The organism is Geoanaerobacter pelophilus (assembly GCF_018476885.1).
GTDB classification, from domain to species: Bacteria; Desulfobacterota; Desulfuromonadia; order Geobacterales; family DSM-12255; genus Geoanaerobacter; species Geoanaerobacter pelophilus.
This window is the reverse complement of sequence record NZ_JAHCVJ010000005.1, coordinates 295,937-310,503: the sequence shown is the minus strand read 5'-3', so window position 1 is coordinate 310,503 and position 14,567 is coordinate 295,937. Positions and strand designations below refer to the sequence as shown.

Genomic DNA, 14,567 nt, shown 5'->3' with positions numbered 1-14,567 from the left:
CTTTTCTATATGATAGTGGCATCCAGCTACTGCTGGTTCGGAATGATGGTGATCGTCACCCGGCGGTTCATCATCCGACCGGCCTCGGTATCGTTGTCAGCAATCGACTTATTCTCACCGTAACCCACCGTTGCCAGACGGGCCTGGCTGACTTTACGGGCAACCAGGGCCGTCCTGACGGCATCGGCCCGCTTTTCGGAAAGCTTCTGGTTTGCTGCGGCAGTGCCGGTGCTGTCCGTATATCCGGCGATCTGCACCGAGGTCTCCGGGAACCGGTTCAAAACCTTGGCCACTCGGTCAAGTTCATCCTGAGCGCCTCCCTTGATGACTGCAGAGCCAGTGCTGAACATCACGTCAGACTTGAAATTAACGGCCAGCACATCCTGGTCCCGCTGAATCGAAGCCCCTTCCACATTGGACAGCGCCTGACGCATCTCAGCCTCCTGCTTGTCCATGTAATTGCCGATCAGTCCTCCGGAAATACCGCCAACTGCCGCACCGACAGCGGCCCCGATAAGCGTGGAGCTGGTATCCCTGCCGATTGCCTGACCGAGAACCGCGCCGGCTGCGGCACCGGTACCAGTGCCGATCAGAGCGCCCTTCTGGGTTTTGGTCATCGGCTGCGTGGCACAGCCTGCAGTAAGGGTCAACCCGAGTATCAGGATGGCGCAGCGTTTCATGAGCATAATCCTCCTAAAAAAATGATACATCTGGCTAATTTTTATAACACACGCCGTGGTCTGCGCAACATCTAAATATTGGGAAACCTCCTCCTTTCGCCTGGCGAAATTCTCTGTTGCGTTTGATGAGTGTAAAATTTGCCGACAACATTACTGAATATAATTCAATTAATCATAATCGTTCGGAACAGATAAACTGAATGCAATGAATCACAACAACCCCAAATCAAAACCTAGTTAACGAGACATATATTTCGCAATAAACGGACAAAACTCCCCAATATGCTAAGTTGCCAGCCAGCCCTTAATGTCGGCAAACTTTACACTTACTAATATTCACCGCTCTTCACAAACAGCAATTACTTGAAATTTTTAGCATTTTACCAGCGGCACGCCTATTGCTTGCATATTAGAGCTGTTATATTAAGTGACATCAAGGGGGATTTCATGCGGTTATCAAAATTATTAGTGCCTTTATTTGCCTGTGTACTATTATCAATCGGAGGCCTCGCAGGGGCAACTACCATTGATAGCATGGTTGGAGACAAGGACTGTTTCGGCTTAGGCGGCTCTTGCGCTGATGGCACTTTGTGGCAGACTCAACTCGGCGGGGTGTTTGGTTTTCCCAGCAGCTATCAGGACGCAGGTGATCCGGCTTTCACCGATAAATGGGATGCGGATGTGGCGACGACCTACAATCACAGTTACACCCTTGCCGGTTCTGCGCTTAGCGCGGAATTGCAAATTTTAACGGCAGGTATAGCAGATGATCGTGGCCCGTGGAATGTCTTTTTCAATGGAACAAATATTGGCCAGTTTACTACAAATAGTTCCCAAAATGCCTTTCAGGAAGTCAGAACTTTTGTATTCACGGTTCCCGTTAACCTGCTGACCGGTTTCGATACGATCCTGCTTAACATTAACACCCCTGAATTTTCTGACGGATATTCAATCGACTATTCCGAATTACGTATAACAACCAACTCTGAACCAGTTCCAGAACCTGCAACGATTCTGCTCCTTAGTGCCGGGCTCACTGGCCTGGCAATCTGGAAACGAAAAAAACGGGGATAAGCATGCCCTTATAAGCAGTTTCAACTGATCTAAACAATAATTTTAGGGGGAATAGGGATATACTGCTCTTGCCAGTCTAGGCAGGTAAGGTTAAACCTATCCCCCTTTTAATTTATCTAGGTGTCTAACACTACCCAGTTACTCGCCAAGCACACCCATGGTCCATTGCAGGTTTACCAGCGATGACAGATAGTCGCGTTGCGCCTTGGCGAGATTACTCTGGGCCTGCAGCAGGTTCAGCTGCGCGTCATCCACTTCCAGCCTGATCTTGACCCCGTATTCATAACCTTTTTCTGCCATCTGCAACAGCCGTTCTGCCTGACGAACCGTTCCGGAGATGGCTGCCGTGATCTCGGACGACTCGCGCACGGCATTCAAGGCATTGCGGGTCTCTAGGGCAATCGAGTCCCGTAGTTTCGCCTCCTCCAGCTCCTTGGTTCGCAGGTCGCTTCTGGCCTGCTGCACCTTGCCCGAGGTCTTCAGACCGTCGAAGAAGGGGAAGCTCAGATAGACCCCCAGGTTCCAGGCTGCACCATCCTGGTCGCGGCCAAAGGTATCCAGGTGATGCCAGCCGGCGCCGCCTTTCAGATCCAGCCTCGGCTTGTTCTCCGCATCGGCAATGGTCACCAGTTCGCCGTATATTCCTTTGCGGTGGCGAAGGTCGACCAGTTCCGGCCTGCTCCGGTCGGCCGTGGCAAAGGCAACCTCGTACGAAGCGACCTCTACGGCAGCAGGTTCCAGTTTTCCTGCCACATCGACATCCTCAGCGTCGAGGGCCAGCAGGAAGCGCAACCTGTCGCGTGCCGTCCGCACCGTGTTTACCGTGCGGATCACCTCCGGCCGGGCGTTTTCCACGGCAACGTCGGCGGCAAGCACGTCGTAATCAGTGGCCACCCCGGCGCTGAAGCGCTTGTGGGCCTCGTCCTGCAACCGCTGCTTCTGTTCGAGGTTTTGCTGGGCAAGGCGGCTCAGCTCCTTGGCCAGCAGGATATCGTAAAAGGCAAGTGAGACATCGCGCTGGGCTGCCTGCCGATAAAGTCGCAGCTGCTCGTCGGCGGTTTTCAGCCCAACCTCGGCAGCGCGGATCGCGGCCCCGATCTTGCCCCAGGTAAACAGGGCCTGCGAGACCGAGAGATCCACAGTACGGCTGTATTGACGGTCAACCGGGGCGAGCAGTCTGGTGCTGTCGTCTCGCGCAACTGAGGCAGCAGCATCGAGGGAAAAATGCGGCAGTGCTGCGGCCCGCTCCTCGACATACCGCCCCTGGACATAGTTGGCATATTCTCGCGCCTTGAGGATATCGCGATTTTTTTCCAGGGCAATAGCAACGGCCTGATCAAGCGTCACAATGCGGGTTTCGGTGCACAGGACCGGGTCGACCTTGACCAGGGTAAACGAGATACAGAGGGCGATGGCCCATAGTTTCAGATGGCTTTGCATGAGATCCAATCTCCGAAAAATAGTGTCAGGCGATGATTGCCCGCCGCCAGCCGCGAACCGAGTTGATCAACCAGATATCATCGGCCGCATGTAGATCTTCAACAATAATGGTCTGCTCGCTGATCTTTCCCTGTTCCAGGAGCTCCTCGCGCAGCGTTCCTGGCAGCAACCCGGCAGAGAGCGGCGGCGTGACCAGGCGATCGCCGAAGCGCAGCACCAGCGAGTGGTAGGTTCCTTCGGTTAATTCCCCCCGCAAGTTACAGAACAGCAGCTCATCCACATCAGGCCGCTGCTGTCGTGCCCGTTCAAAGCGTTCGCGGCGGTCGGTTTTCAAGTAGAGCAACGGATCAGCAGGATCTACCGCTTCTTCGGCAATGGCGAGCCGCAATGGCCGGCTGTCATTGTCCTCCAGCTGCTGGGATGCTACGGAAAGCTCACCATGGGATGACAGCAAGAGCCGAACTTTACGGGTACCGCTAACCACGGCTGCATGGGCCAACAGCAGATCTCGGGCAGTAGCTGCCATAAAGGGATGCCCAAGCCGACCGGCACTCCAGGCCATGCGGGCCAAATGGCGCTCCAAGCGGTGATAGCAACCGTTTTCCAGGCGTAGCGATTCGATCAAGCCGGGAGCAGGCGCGCTGGTCAGAAATTTCCCCTTTGTAAGGCACTCGGCGTATTCCGCCAGTGGCTCGGCATCCCAGGTGATGCCGCTCCCCACACCCATGGTTGCGGTGTCGGTTTGCCGGTCAAGCAGGAGAGTCCTGATCGCCACGCTAAAGGTTGCTTCCCCTCCCGGCCCCAGGTGACCGATAGCGCCACAATAAACGCCGCGGGCACCCCCCTCTAATGAAGCAATATGCTCCATGGCCCGCCGCTTTGGCGCACCGGTGACCGAACCGCACGGGAACAGAGCCGCCAGCAGCTCTGACAGGCCGACATCGTCACGTAAGCGCGCCGTGACTGTCGAGGTCAGCTGATGCAGGGTTGGATAGCTCTCGCAGGCAAAAAGCTCCCGAACCTCAACCGACCCGGTTTCCGCAATCATGCCCAGATCGTTGCGCAGCAGGTCAACGATCATCAGGTTTTCCGCCTGCTCTTTCTGGCTATGGCAGAGGCGCTCGATCTGCTCCCGGTCTTCTGCCGGGAAGCGACCACGCGGCGCAGTCCCTTTCATCGGCCGAGTAACGATCTTGGCGCCGCGCCTGGCAAAAAAAAGTTCCGGCGATGCCGACAGAACGGCAAAGCGGCCAGTGTCGAGAAAAGCCCCGAACGATGGGCGCTGTGCTGCCAGCAGGTGCCGGTAAAACGCAACAGGATCGCAATCCGCTACACCGGATAACGGAAAGGTATAGTTAATCTGATAGCAGTCTCCCGCAGCAATAAGCCGACGGATGTCCGCCACTGCGTTTGCGTAATCCGACGCCCCCAGACCGGGCTGCAGTTTAGGGGCAATGCCCTCCTGAGCTCCGCTCGCTGCCGGCACTTGGTGGCGCTCCCGAAACAGGGCAAACCAGGCCAGCGGCAATCCCGGTACTGGCGGCACAGCGGGCAATACCGGGTTGATGGCCGACGCAGCTTCATAAGCCAAAAAACCTACGGCATGCAGCCCCTGTTGGGTAGCGGCCTCCAACTCGGCCAACAGCGGCTGAACCTCAGCAGGAAGAGTGGCGACAAAGGTTCCGGCATGACCGGCAAAACGGTATGACGCCGGATATTCACCATCCCCTGTGCTGTCAAGCATTACCAGGGGTTCAACGGTTGGCATGCTCTCCCCGCCACTTCCGCTTCAGCCAGCCGCCAAGATCATCCATGTAGGTGTACATCACCGGCACCACCAGCAGGGTCAGCAGCGTCGAGGTCAACAGGCCGCCGACAACGGCGCGCGCCATCGGGGCCCGACCTTCCCCTCCGGCACCAATGCCGAAGAAGAGCGGCATCATGCCGAAGATCATGGCCAGCGTGGTCATGACGATCGGTCGTAACCTGGTGCGCCCGGCCATAATGACGGCATCGCGGCGCGCCATGCCGTCCCGCTTTTGCAGCACCTTGGCGTAATCCACCAGCAGGATTGCGTTCTTGGTCACCAGCCCCATGAGCATGATCAGGCCGATCAGTGACATGATGTTGACGGTATCGCCGGTAATCTTAAGCATCCCGGCCATGCCGACAATGGAGAGCGGCAGCGACAACATGATGGCAAACGGCTCGAAAAACGACTCGAACTGGGCCGCCAGAATAAGGAAGACAAAGATCACCGCCAGCAGCAGCGACTCCCCCATGTAGCCGAACGATTCAGCCATGTCCTCAGCCTCGCCGGAGAGGTTTACCGAATAGCCGGGAGGCATGTTGATCCGCTTGGCAGCGGCTTCGACATGCTTGACTGCCGTGCCGATCGGCAGCTTGTCGAGATTGGCCGATACCGTAACCTGGCGGGCAAGGTCACGCCGGTTGATCTCTGTCGGAGAGGTTGCAACGCGGGTCGTTACCAGGCTTGCCAGGGGGACAAGCTTGGTCGCACCGCCGCTATCGGGAAGCGAAACCTTGAGGTCCGCTACCTGACCGGGGTTCCTGCGCAACGCTTCCGGCAGCCTGACCCTGACATCAACTGCGTCGCCGTCCTCGTCCTCGTAGGTACTGATCGCTTCGCCCCCGACCAGGCGGCTGAGTGTGCCGACGATATCGTTGGTAGTAACCCCGGCAGAAAGCGCCTTTTCCCGATCCACCCGCAACCGGTATTCGGGGATGTCGTGCTCCAGGGTCACAGCCAGATCGACAATCCCCGGCACCTTGTAGAGCTCCTCCTTAAGCCGCTGCCCCAGTTGTTTCAAGACCTGGAGATCATCACCCTTGAGGTTGACATTGAGGGGCTTCTGGGCGCCGCCGATCTGCCCGACTTCCTCGATGGAAAGGGTAATACCGGCTATCCGCTGGAACCGCTCCCGCACCACCCGCTGCAGTTCGAACTGGTTCCTTTTGCGCTCCTTACGCTCCTTCAGTTTCAGATAAACAAGGCCGTCCCGCACCGTGCCGCTGTCGCCGGCGCCGATGGTGGCGTAGGTGTGGTCAATCTCCGGGATATCTTTGATGCCAGCCAGAATCGCCTGCAACCGACCTTCGGTCTCAGCCATGGACGCATCCGGCGCCGTTTTGAAGGCAACCTGAAACTCCCCCTTGTCCTCCGGAGCCATGAACGATGACTCCAGGGTGCCGAAAATGACGATCCCGCCGACAAAGGCAGCCATAGCGGCAAGCATTACCGTCTTGCGATGATCGAGCGCCCAGCCGATGGCGCCACGGTACTTGTCGGAGGTCAGATCAAACCAGTCGTTGAACAGCTCAAGCCAGCGCGCCAGCCCCTTCCGCTTGCCGTGCAGGTGAATGGAGGGATCGCTCCAGCGCGAGGAGAGCATCGGGTCAAGGGTGAAGGAGACAAAGAGCGAGACCAGCACCGCAAAGGCCACGCTGATGCCGAACTGGTAAAAGAACCTGCCGACGATCCCTTTCATGAACGCCACCGGGATGAAGACCGCGATAATCGACATCGAAGTGGCGAACACCGCCAGTCCAATCTCGGCAGTACCGAAGCGCGACGCCTCCATGTGATCCTTACCCATCTCCAGGTGGCGAACGATGTTCTCCCGCACCACGATGGCATCGTCAATCAGCATGCCGATCGCCAGCGACAGGGCCATTAAAGTCATGACATTAAGGGTCATCCCCATAGCGTTCATGATGATGAAGGCCGAGATTACCGAGATCGGCAGAGTCACGCCGGTAATCACCGTGGAACGCCAGGAGTTGATGAAGCAGAAGACAATCAGGATGGTGAGAATGCCGCCGATAAGCAGGGTTTCCTCCACGTCGGCCAGCGAATCGCGGGTCATGATAGTGCCGTCACGAACCATGGACAGCGATACCCCTGGCGGCAGTTCCTTCTGCACCTTCTGCATCACATTTTTCACGGTATCGACCAGCTCGACCTCATTGCCGCCGGATTGTTTGTAGATATCCAGACCAATTGCCGGACGGCCATTCACCAGGGCCAGCTTCCGCTTTTCTTCGACCCCGTCGTTTACCTGAGCGATCTCGCCCAGCGTAATGGGGCGCCCACCCCGCTGAGCAACCGGCATCAACCGGTAATCACCAGCATTGTCCGGCTTACCGTCGATCCGCATCGGGTATTCTGCGGTTCCCCTGGTCAGCCGCCCCAGCGGGGTATTGGTGTTTTCTGAGCGAATACCACTCACCACGTCATTGACCCCAAGGCCGAGCGAGTCAAGCTTTACCGGATCGAGGTCAACGGTGATCTCCCGCTTCTGCCCGCCAACCATCTCTACCTTGCCGACCCCGGCAACACTCTCGAACCGTTTCTTGATCTTCTTGTCCACCAGCGTTGTCAGCTCCCGGGCAGAGAGCGTGTCGGACTGCACGGCAAGCGCCGCCACCGGCGCGGCATTGAAATCCAGCTTCTGGATGATCGGTTCCTCGATCCCCTGCGGCAGATTGCCACGGATGGAGCCGATCTTGGCCCTCACCTCCTGGGCACAGTCGTTGACCTTCTGCTCCAGCTGGAACTGGACCATGACAGTCGAAACCCCTTCGCGGGAGGTGGAAAAGACATGCTTGACCCCGGCGATCTGGTTGACCGATTCCTCGATCCGCTTGGAGATCTCCCGCTCCACCGTCTCCGGCGAAGCGCCGGGAAAGGTTGTTACCACCGAGATCAGCGGAAACTCGACATTGGGGAACATCTCCACTGCCAGTCGCTTGTAGGAGAAGATTCCCAGGGTTACGAGCGCCAGCATCATGACCGTGGCAAATATGGGACGCTTTATGGAGAGGTCGGAGAGAATCATTCAGTGGTTCCTTGCGTGGTTATTGTTCGCGACAGGCGGCATTACTCCCCGAAAAGCTGGGAAGGTTCAGCCGTACCGGAGGCGAGCCGTGTTAGTATCAGCGTTTTCAACTCTTCCATGGTACTGCAGCCGTTGATCTCTGCCGCTTTGATCCACAGGTTAAGGACGTCGCCTTTTCTGGTGAAGACCGCCGGCAGCTCCGCACCAGCGACCCCGTAGCTGCTATGCAGTTCGTCCCGATGCAGGAATTCCAGATCAGCATCAAGCGATTCCAGGAACTCCTTCCACTCGGCACGGATCGAGAAGTTGCCGTAGGTGATAGCACACAGGTTGCAGGAATAGGTCTCCGGCGAAAAAACCTTATGTGCGATGTCGGTCAGCGTGTTGAAGACACCACTGTCAGCGTTGTAGACAAAAACAAGATACGGTCTCATAACTCCCCCTGTTCACTTCCTCAGGACCAACGCTGCCCCGGCAGCGAGCAGCGCAATGCCGATCAGCCGCTTCGGCTCCATTGGGACCTGCCGTAAGCCGAACAATCCGAAATGATCCAGTAGCACCCCGGTGGCCAGCTGCCCGGCAATAACCCCGGCCATGACCGCCACCGTGCCGATACGTGGCACCACAATAATGGTGAGGGTCACAAAAAAGGCGCCGAAGAGACCGCCGGTCAACTCCCACCATGACGCAGTGGCGATCTCTCTGATCCCGCCACGCCCGGTCAACAGCACAACAGCCAGCAACACCAAAGTCCCGACGCCGAATGATATGAAAGAACTCTCAAAAGCGCCGACCTTCTGCGCCAGCCGGGCATTGATTGACGGCTGGACCGCGACTGCCATCCCGCCGCAAAACATCAGTACCAGCAACCAGTAGCTGCTCATCCTGCCCCCCATTTTAGCCGGTTTATTCAACGCTGTACCTCGCGCCGCCTTTAATTTCGACCGTGTCTCCAGGCCGCAATTTCCGGCCGCGCCTAGTCTCAACCTCGTTGTTGACGATCACGAACCCGTCCTGGATTGCCATTTTCGCCTCGCCGCCGCTAGCGACGGCATTGACTGCCTTAAGAAAACTGTCGAGTTTTAGGTATTCGGTATCAATTTTCATTGCTGTTTCCCTGTTCCGGCAAGAGCCACCTTGTCACCGTCTTTGAGATTGAAAGCCCCGCGCGACACGTATCGGTCGCCGGTCTTGACCCCAGTAACGACCTCGACCAGGTCACCGGTGACGATTCCGGTAACAACCTGACGCAAGCGGGCGCTATCCCCTTCGACCACAAACATGGTACCCTTCTTCGCTGTAGTGTCCCAGGTGGCGAGCGCTTGCCGCGGCACCTGGATGACATTGTTCCGCTTACCGGCAATAATCTTACCCTTGGCAAAAAGCCCACCCTTCAGAATGTCGTTGTTATTGATCACTTCTGCAATCACCTTGAGTGAACGGTCGCTGGAGTTGAGCTCCGGGTTGACGTACATCACTGTGCCGGTAAACAGCTTGCCCGGCAGGGAATCAACGGTAAATTCCAATGGCTGGCCAACCTTGGCCCGTGCCGATTCTGATGAGGGAAGAGTCACTGTCAGGTTGAGCAACCGGTTGTCAACGATGCGGAAGATCGGCTTCCCTGCAGCGGCATCACTTGCCAGATCACCGACATTGACCTCGCGGAGCGCCACAACACCATCCAGCGGTGAGACCACAAGCCCTTTCCCTTGCCGTGCCCTCCCCTGGCGCACCTCTTCCTCCGCCGCACGTATCTGGGCCTTGGCAGCATCTATCCGTGCTTTCGCAGCGTCAGACTCGGTAGTGGCATCGTCTACCGCTTGTTGGGTGGCAAGTCCCGACTCCTTGAGTTTCCTGATTCTCGCCAGCTCGCGGTCTGCCCTGCTTACAGCCACCTGGGCCTGGGCCAATCCGGCTTTTGCCGATTCAACGTTGGCCTCGCTACGCTTTACCATCGCCTCAGTCTCTGCCACATCGATCCTGGCCAACGGTTGACCCTTTCTCACCCGCACCCATTCGGTAACAAAGACCTGCTTTACCAGACCAGGGATCTGGGTCTTCACATCGGCATAGAATTTCGGTTCGAGACTGCCGGTCACTTCAATCCCTTCAACCAGGGTCGTTGGTGCGATGGTGCCTGCCTCCACAGCAACCGGCGGCTTCTGCACCCCTTCCTTGCGGGCTTCACCGTTGCCGGAGCAAGCGGTCAGCGTAGCAAGGGAGAGAGCTACTACAACAGGTATGACATATCTATTCATGGGCAACTCCCTGCGAGATCCCGTCAATGACAAGATCAAGTATTCTTTTGGCTCCATTCCGGTCAATCCTGGGATTTGACCGACACAGTTGTTCTTCCATAGAGACATTCAAGCAGCCGACGATCGCCCAAGTCATGTCGGACGGGTCGCCGGAGCGAAACTCGCCACTCGCCATGCCGTCAACAACAACGCTTTTGACAGCAGCCAGTATCCAGTCAAAAGCCTTATCATGCTCAAAATGAGGCGCCCCCTGTGGTGGCCCGAAATATAAGGCATAAATAAGCTGGGCAACATCAATAAACTCCACGAAACCGTCGTAAATACCGAGACAGAGATGCTCCATCCGCTCCCGCGCAGTACCGCTCTTGGCGACCAGATCATTCATCCTTTCGGCGAAGACTGCATAGGAACTCTCCATCAGAGACAAGTAAAGCCCTTCCTTGCTATTGAAATAGTAGTAAAGGACCGGCTTGGTCACCCCTGCCGCCTCGACTATCTCCCTGACCGTAGTGCCTGCATATCCCTTGGAGGTAAACAGCCTGAGCCCTTCGGCAAGCAAGCGCTCGCGAACCGCCGGGTTCACCTGAACCGCTGAAGCTTCGTTTTCCATCATTATTAATGCACCGCCCTGACTCATTTATATACCTACCGGTAAGTACAACAAAATTCACCAACCAGTCAAGCATTATTTACCGAGCGGTAAGCAGGCCACAGGAAGGATTTGCATTTTGTGGGTCAATCCGGTTATATTAGTTGAATTCTCAAGTGCCTTCCCAGAAACTTCATGAGAATGCCGCGGGCAGAACAATCAGATTTTGCAGGAGGCTCCCAAAGGGAGATCAAGGACACATGATACGAACAATACTTACCTTTCCTGACCCGGAACTGAAGAAGAAATCGCTTCCGGTCACAGTTATTAATGACAAGACACGGGAACTCGTCAGAGACATGGCAGAAACCATGTACGACGCCCCCGGCGTCGGTCTGGCAGCGCCACAGATCGGGGTACACCAGCGGATAATCGTCATTGACGTTGCCGGCAAAGACGAAGAACCAAACCTGATTGTTGCCATCAATCCGGTCATCGTGCATGCCGATGGCGAGTCCTATGAGGAAGAGGGCTGCCTCTCCGTACCCAAATACGCGGCAAACGTGCGGCGTCATGCCAGGGTGGTTATCAAAGCATTAAACCTGGACGGCGAAGAGGTGACCTGCAAGGCGGACGGGCTGCTGGCCATTGCCTTCCAACATGAAATCGACCACCTGGACGGGATCCTCTTTGTTGACCATATCTCGCCGCTCAAGCGTGAAATCTTCAAGCGCAAGTATCGCCGGACCATTGAAGAGATGCAGGAGCATAATCGATGACCGGGCTGCGGATCATTTTCATGGGAACCCCGGAATTCGCCTGCCCCACCCTGCAGGCCCTTATCGATCGCGGCGAAAACCTGGTGGCCGTTGTTACTCAGCCGGACCGCCCCAAGGGACGCGGCCAGCAGATGCAGGCACCGCCGGTAAAAGAACTGGCCCAAAAACACGGCATCCCGGTCATGCAGCCTATTAAAGTCAGGGTTCCGGAGGCGGTGGAAGAAATCCGCGCCTATGCCCCGGACTTGATCGTGGTGGTGGCCTTCGGCCAGATCCTGCCTAAAGCGCTGCTGGATATTCCGAAATATGGTTGCATCAACGTCCATGCCTCGTTGCTCCCCAAATATAGGGGGGCAGCGCCACTAAACTGGTGCATCATCAACGGCGAGACCGAGACCGGCGTTACCACCATGCTGATGGATGTCGGGCTCGATACCGGCGACATGCTGCTGAAAAAGACAACTCCCATTGACCCGGACGAAGATGCCCGGTCGCTTCATGATCGGCTGTCGGCAATCGGCGCCGAGTCGCTGGCAGAAACACTTGATCTTCTGGTGGCCGGCAGGCTGGTCCCGGAAAAGCAGGACGACACCCTGACCTGTTATGCGCCGATGCTCAAGAAAGAGCTGGGATGTATTGACTGGAACGATGCGCCGCTAAAGATCAAAAACCTGGTGCGGGGCGTCACCCCGTGGCCGGGTGCATATACCTACCTCGACGGCAAACTGCTGAAGGTTTTCCGGGTCAGAACCGCCGATGGTTCAGGCGCACCCGGATCAGTCCTGCGGGCAGACAAGAGCGGCATAGAGATCGCCTGCTCAGGAGGCAGTATTTTCGTTGACGAACTGCAGCTTGAAGGGAAAAAGCGGCTCCCTGCTGCTGAATTTCTCGCAGGATGTAAACTTGTCGACGGCATGACACTTGGATCGAGAGGAACCGCAGTTGAAGGATAGCCAGATGGACACCGCCCTCCCACCAAGAAAGCGCCTGTTCGTTGCGCTCATGGGTGTAACCTGCCTTTTGATCGTCGGGCTGATCTACCTGATGTGGTGGATCCCTACCAAGGGGTTGGCAAACTTCCACCCTGACCTGCCGCGGATCGTCGGGCTGACCTTTGCCGGGCTCTCTCTACTTGCCGTACTTGGCACCGGGCTGCTGGTACTTACCACTGCGCTGGGCAAGGATATCTTCTTCACCCGGTTCATGCGCCTGGTGGTGATCAAATTTCTGCTGCCTGCCATCGAAATGCTGGGCAGGGCTATCGGCATCCACAAAGACCATATCCGCCAGTCATTCGTGGCGATGAACAACAGCCTGGTCACCTCGCAAAAACTGCTGATCCCGGCTGACCGGATCCTGATCCTCCTTCCCCACTGTCTGCAGCTGTTCGACTGCGACATCAAGGTGACCGGCGGCATCGACAAGTGCGCCCGCTGCGGCCGCTGCAACATCATGGGGCTGGCCGAGCTTGGCGAAAAGTATAAAATCGATATCTCGGTCGCCACCGGCGGCACCCTGGCACGCAAGGTGATCGTGGAAAAGCGCCCCAAACTGGTGGTTGCCGTGGCCTGCGAGCGCGACCTCACCTCAGGCATCAAGGACTGCTACCCGCTACCGGTCATCGGCGTACTCAACGAGCGCCCCAAAGGGCCCTGCATCGACACCATCGTTGATGTCGCAAAGATCGATGCGGCCATTGCATCAGTCATCTCCTGATGTCTTGGCGTAAGCTACTGCAGCTCAACGTCCTGTTGCTCTTGGCGCTATTTGCCATCCCTACCTCGCCGCTCGCCTCTACCATTACCGGTTACCAACCGGTTGTCATCAACTACCTGGACAGTAGCGGCGCCAGGCAGCTGGCGATCCGTTCTTTCAGCAAGGCAGGCACACCATATTATCTGGTGGTTGACCAGGACACCCTTGCAACCAAGCTAGCCCCGGCAACATCGGTCAAGCCGGCAACAGCAGAAGCAACACCCTTCGACGATATCCTGGCAAAAAAAACCGCTCCCCCCTACAGTCTGCAGAACTTCGGCCTGAAGCATGCCATCCGTCCGGTCTCCGGGATGTTCCTGAGCGTTGATCTCTGCCCGTCAAAGCGACCGTTCGAGAAAGGGATGTTCGAAGCGCTGACCGCAATATCGAGAACCAGCGGCCGGCCGACGCCGGTTGCCATCTGCATCTCCGGGGCATGGCTCTCTACTCACCGGGAAGAACTCTCCTGGCTGAAAGATCAGGAGCAAAAGGGGCTGCTGGCCATTACCTGGGTAAATCATTCCCTTTCACACTTCTACGACCCGGCGCTCTTGCTGGAGCGCAATTTCATGCTTGCCGCAGGGACCAACCAGCGGATGGAGATCCTGGCAAATGAAGTTGCCATGCTGGAAGCAGGGATCACCCCGTCCCCTTTTTTCCGTTTTCCCGGGCTGGTGAGCGATGAACGGCTGGCAAAGCTGCTGCGGGAACTGTCGCTGATTCCACTTGGCGCCGATGCCTGGCTTGCCAAGGGGGAAGCACCGCGGGACGGTAGCATCATCCTGGTTCACGGCAACGGCAACGAACCACCGGGGATCGTTAAATTGATGAAACTGCTGCAGAGCAGCAATTCCCCTCATTTTCTTCCACTAACTGCAGCAACAACAGCAAGCCGAAACAATTTGCTTGACAAAGCAGCCACGGCTGGACAAAGATAGCCACATGAAAAATTTCTCCTTCCAGAACTTTACCGGCTTCTCCTTTTGGTACGGCTTTTATTTTAGGCCGTCTGCCCGGTTACAGGTCTGAGCGAGGGAAGATAACAACTTCACACAGCCAAAAGCCGAGGGCAGACAACGAGTCTCCCCCGGCTTTATTTTTTTGCAGCACCAAAAGGCCAGGGGAAACTCCTC

Annotated in this window: 14 protein-coding genes; 5 read left to right on the top strand and 9 right to left on the bottom strand. The window is 56.7% G+C overall.

The genetic code is table 11. The annotated features are described in order from the left end of the window. Positions 1-26 precede the first annotated feature (26 nt). Positions 27-680, bottom strand: coding sequence for a YiaD family glycine zipper/OmpA-like lipoprotein (locus KI809_RS13705; RefSeq protein WP_214172129.1), 654 nt, complete (start codon positions 678-680; stop codon positions 27-29). Positions 681-1,127: 447 nt separating this feature from the next. Here KI809_RS13705 and KI809_RS13700 point away from each other — a divergent pair, with 447 nt between their 5' ends. After that, a complete protein-coding gene (locus KI809_RS13700) occupies positions 1,128-1,754 on the top strand; it encodes a PEP-CTERM sorting domain-containing protein (RefSeq protein WP_214172128.1) in 627 nt (208 codons plus the stop codon). Positions 1,755-1,892: 138 nt separating this feature from the next. Here the strand turns inward: KI809_RS13700 and KI809_RS13695 are convergent, their stop codons facing one another. The 8 genes from KI809_RS13695 to KI809_RS13660 are packed head-to-tail and all read right to left on the bottom strand — an operon-like array spanning position 1,893 to position 10,924. Then, on the bottom strand, positions 1,893-3,194 hold the full coding sequence (locus tag KI809_RS13695; RefSeq protein WP_214172127.1) for a TolC family protein: 1,302 nt from the start codon (positions 3,192-3,194) through the stop codon (positions 1,893-1,895). Between the two features lie 25 nt (positions 3,195-3,219). Next, the gene (gene pabB, locus KI809_RS13690; protein WP_246559411.1) at positions 3,220-4,962 is read right to left on the bottom strand and encodes an aminodeoxychorismate synthase component I; all 1,743 of its coding nucleotides are present in this window, start codon (positions 4,960-4,962) and stop codon (positions 3,220-3,222) included. Beyond that, positions 4,949-8,053: an efflux RND transporter permease subunit gene (locus KI809_RS13685; protein ID WP_214172126.1), complete on the bottom strand. Its 3,105-nt coding sequence runs from the start codon at positions 8,051-8,053 to the stop codon at positions 4,949-4,951. Before KI809_RS13685 ends, pabB begins: the two co-directional genes overlap by 14 nt. A gap of 41 nt (positions 8,054-8,094) precedes the next feature. Further along, on the bottom strand, positions 8,095-8,487 hold the full coding sequence (locus KI809_RS13680) for a hypothetical protein (RefSeq protein ID WP_214172125.1): 393 nt from the start codon (positions 8,485-8,487) through the stop codon (positions 8,095-8,097). Between the two features lie 12 nt (positions 8,488-8,499). After that, on the bottom strand, positions 8,500-8,937 hold the full coding sequence (locus KI809_RS13675; protein WP_214172124.1) for a DMT family transporter: 438 nt from the start codon (positions 8,935-8,937) through the stop codon (positions 8,500-8,502). Positions 8,938-8,959: 22 nt separating this feature from the next. Continuing rightward, positions 8,960-9,160, bottom strand: a complete 201-nt coding sequence (gene yaaA / locus KI809_RS13670; RefSeq protein WP_214172123.1) for a S4 domain-containing protein YaaA — start codon at positions 9,158-9,160, stop codon at positions 8,960-8,962. After that, a complete protein-coding gene (locus tag KI809_RS13665; RefSeq protein WP_214172122.1) occupies positions 9,157-10,311 on the bottom strand; it encodes an efflux RND transporter periplasmic adaptor subunit in 1,155 nt (384 codons plus the stop codon). Before KI809_RS13665 ends, yaaA begins: the two co-directional genes overlap by 4 nt. After that, complete coding sequence (locus KI809_RS13660) at positions 10,304-10,924, bottom strand: TetR/AcrR family transcriptional regulator (RefSeq protein WP_246559410.1); 621 nt, start codon at positions 10,922-10,924, stop codon at positions 10,304-10,306. Before KI809_RS13660 ends, KI809_RS13665 begins: the two co-directional genes overlap by 8 nt. A 236-nt stretch (positions 10,925-11,160) precedes the next feature. Between KI809_RS13660 and def the strand changes: the two genes are divergently transcribed. The 4 genes from def to KI809_RS13640 are packed head-to-tail and all read left to right on the top strand — an operon-like array spanning position 11,161 to position 14,372. Further along, positions 11,161-11,679: a peptide deformylase gene (gene def / locus KI809_RS13655; protein WP_214172121.1), complete on the top strand. Its 519-nt coding sequence runs from the start codon at positions 11,161-11,163 to the stop codon at positions 11,677-11,679. Further along, complete coding sequence (fmt, locus tag KI809_RS13650) at positions 11,676-12,632, top strand: methionyl-tRNA formyltransferase (RefSeq protein ID WP_214172120.1); 957 nt, start codon at positions 11,676-11,678, stop codon at positions 12,630-12,632. Before def ends, fmt begins: the two co-directional genes overlap by 4 nt. A gap of 4 nt (positions 12,633-12,636) precedes the next feature. Continuing rightward, positions 12,637-13,395, top strand: a complete 759-nt coding sequence (locus tag KI809_RS13645; protein WP_214172119.1) for a DUF116 domain-containing protein — start codon at positions 12,637-12,639, stop codon at positions 13,393-13,395. After that, complete coding sequence (locus KI809_RS13640) at positions 13,395-14,372, top strand: polysaccharide deacetylase family protein (protein WP_214172118.1); 978 nt, start codon at positions 13,395-13,397, stop codon at positions 14,370-14,372. The genes KI809_RS13645 and KI809_RS13640 overlap by 1 nt, the downstream gene beginning before the upstream one ends. Positions 14,373-14,567 lie beyond the last annotated feature (195 nt).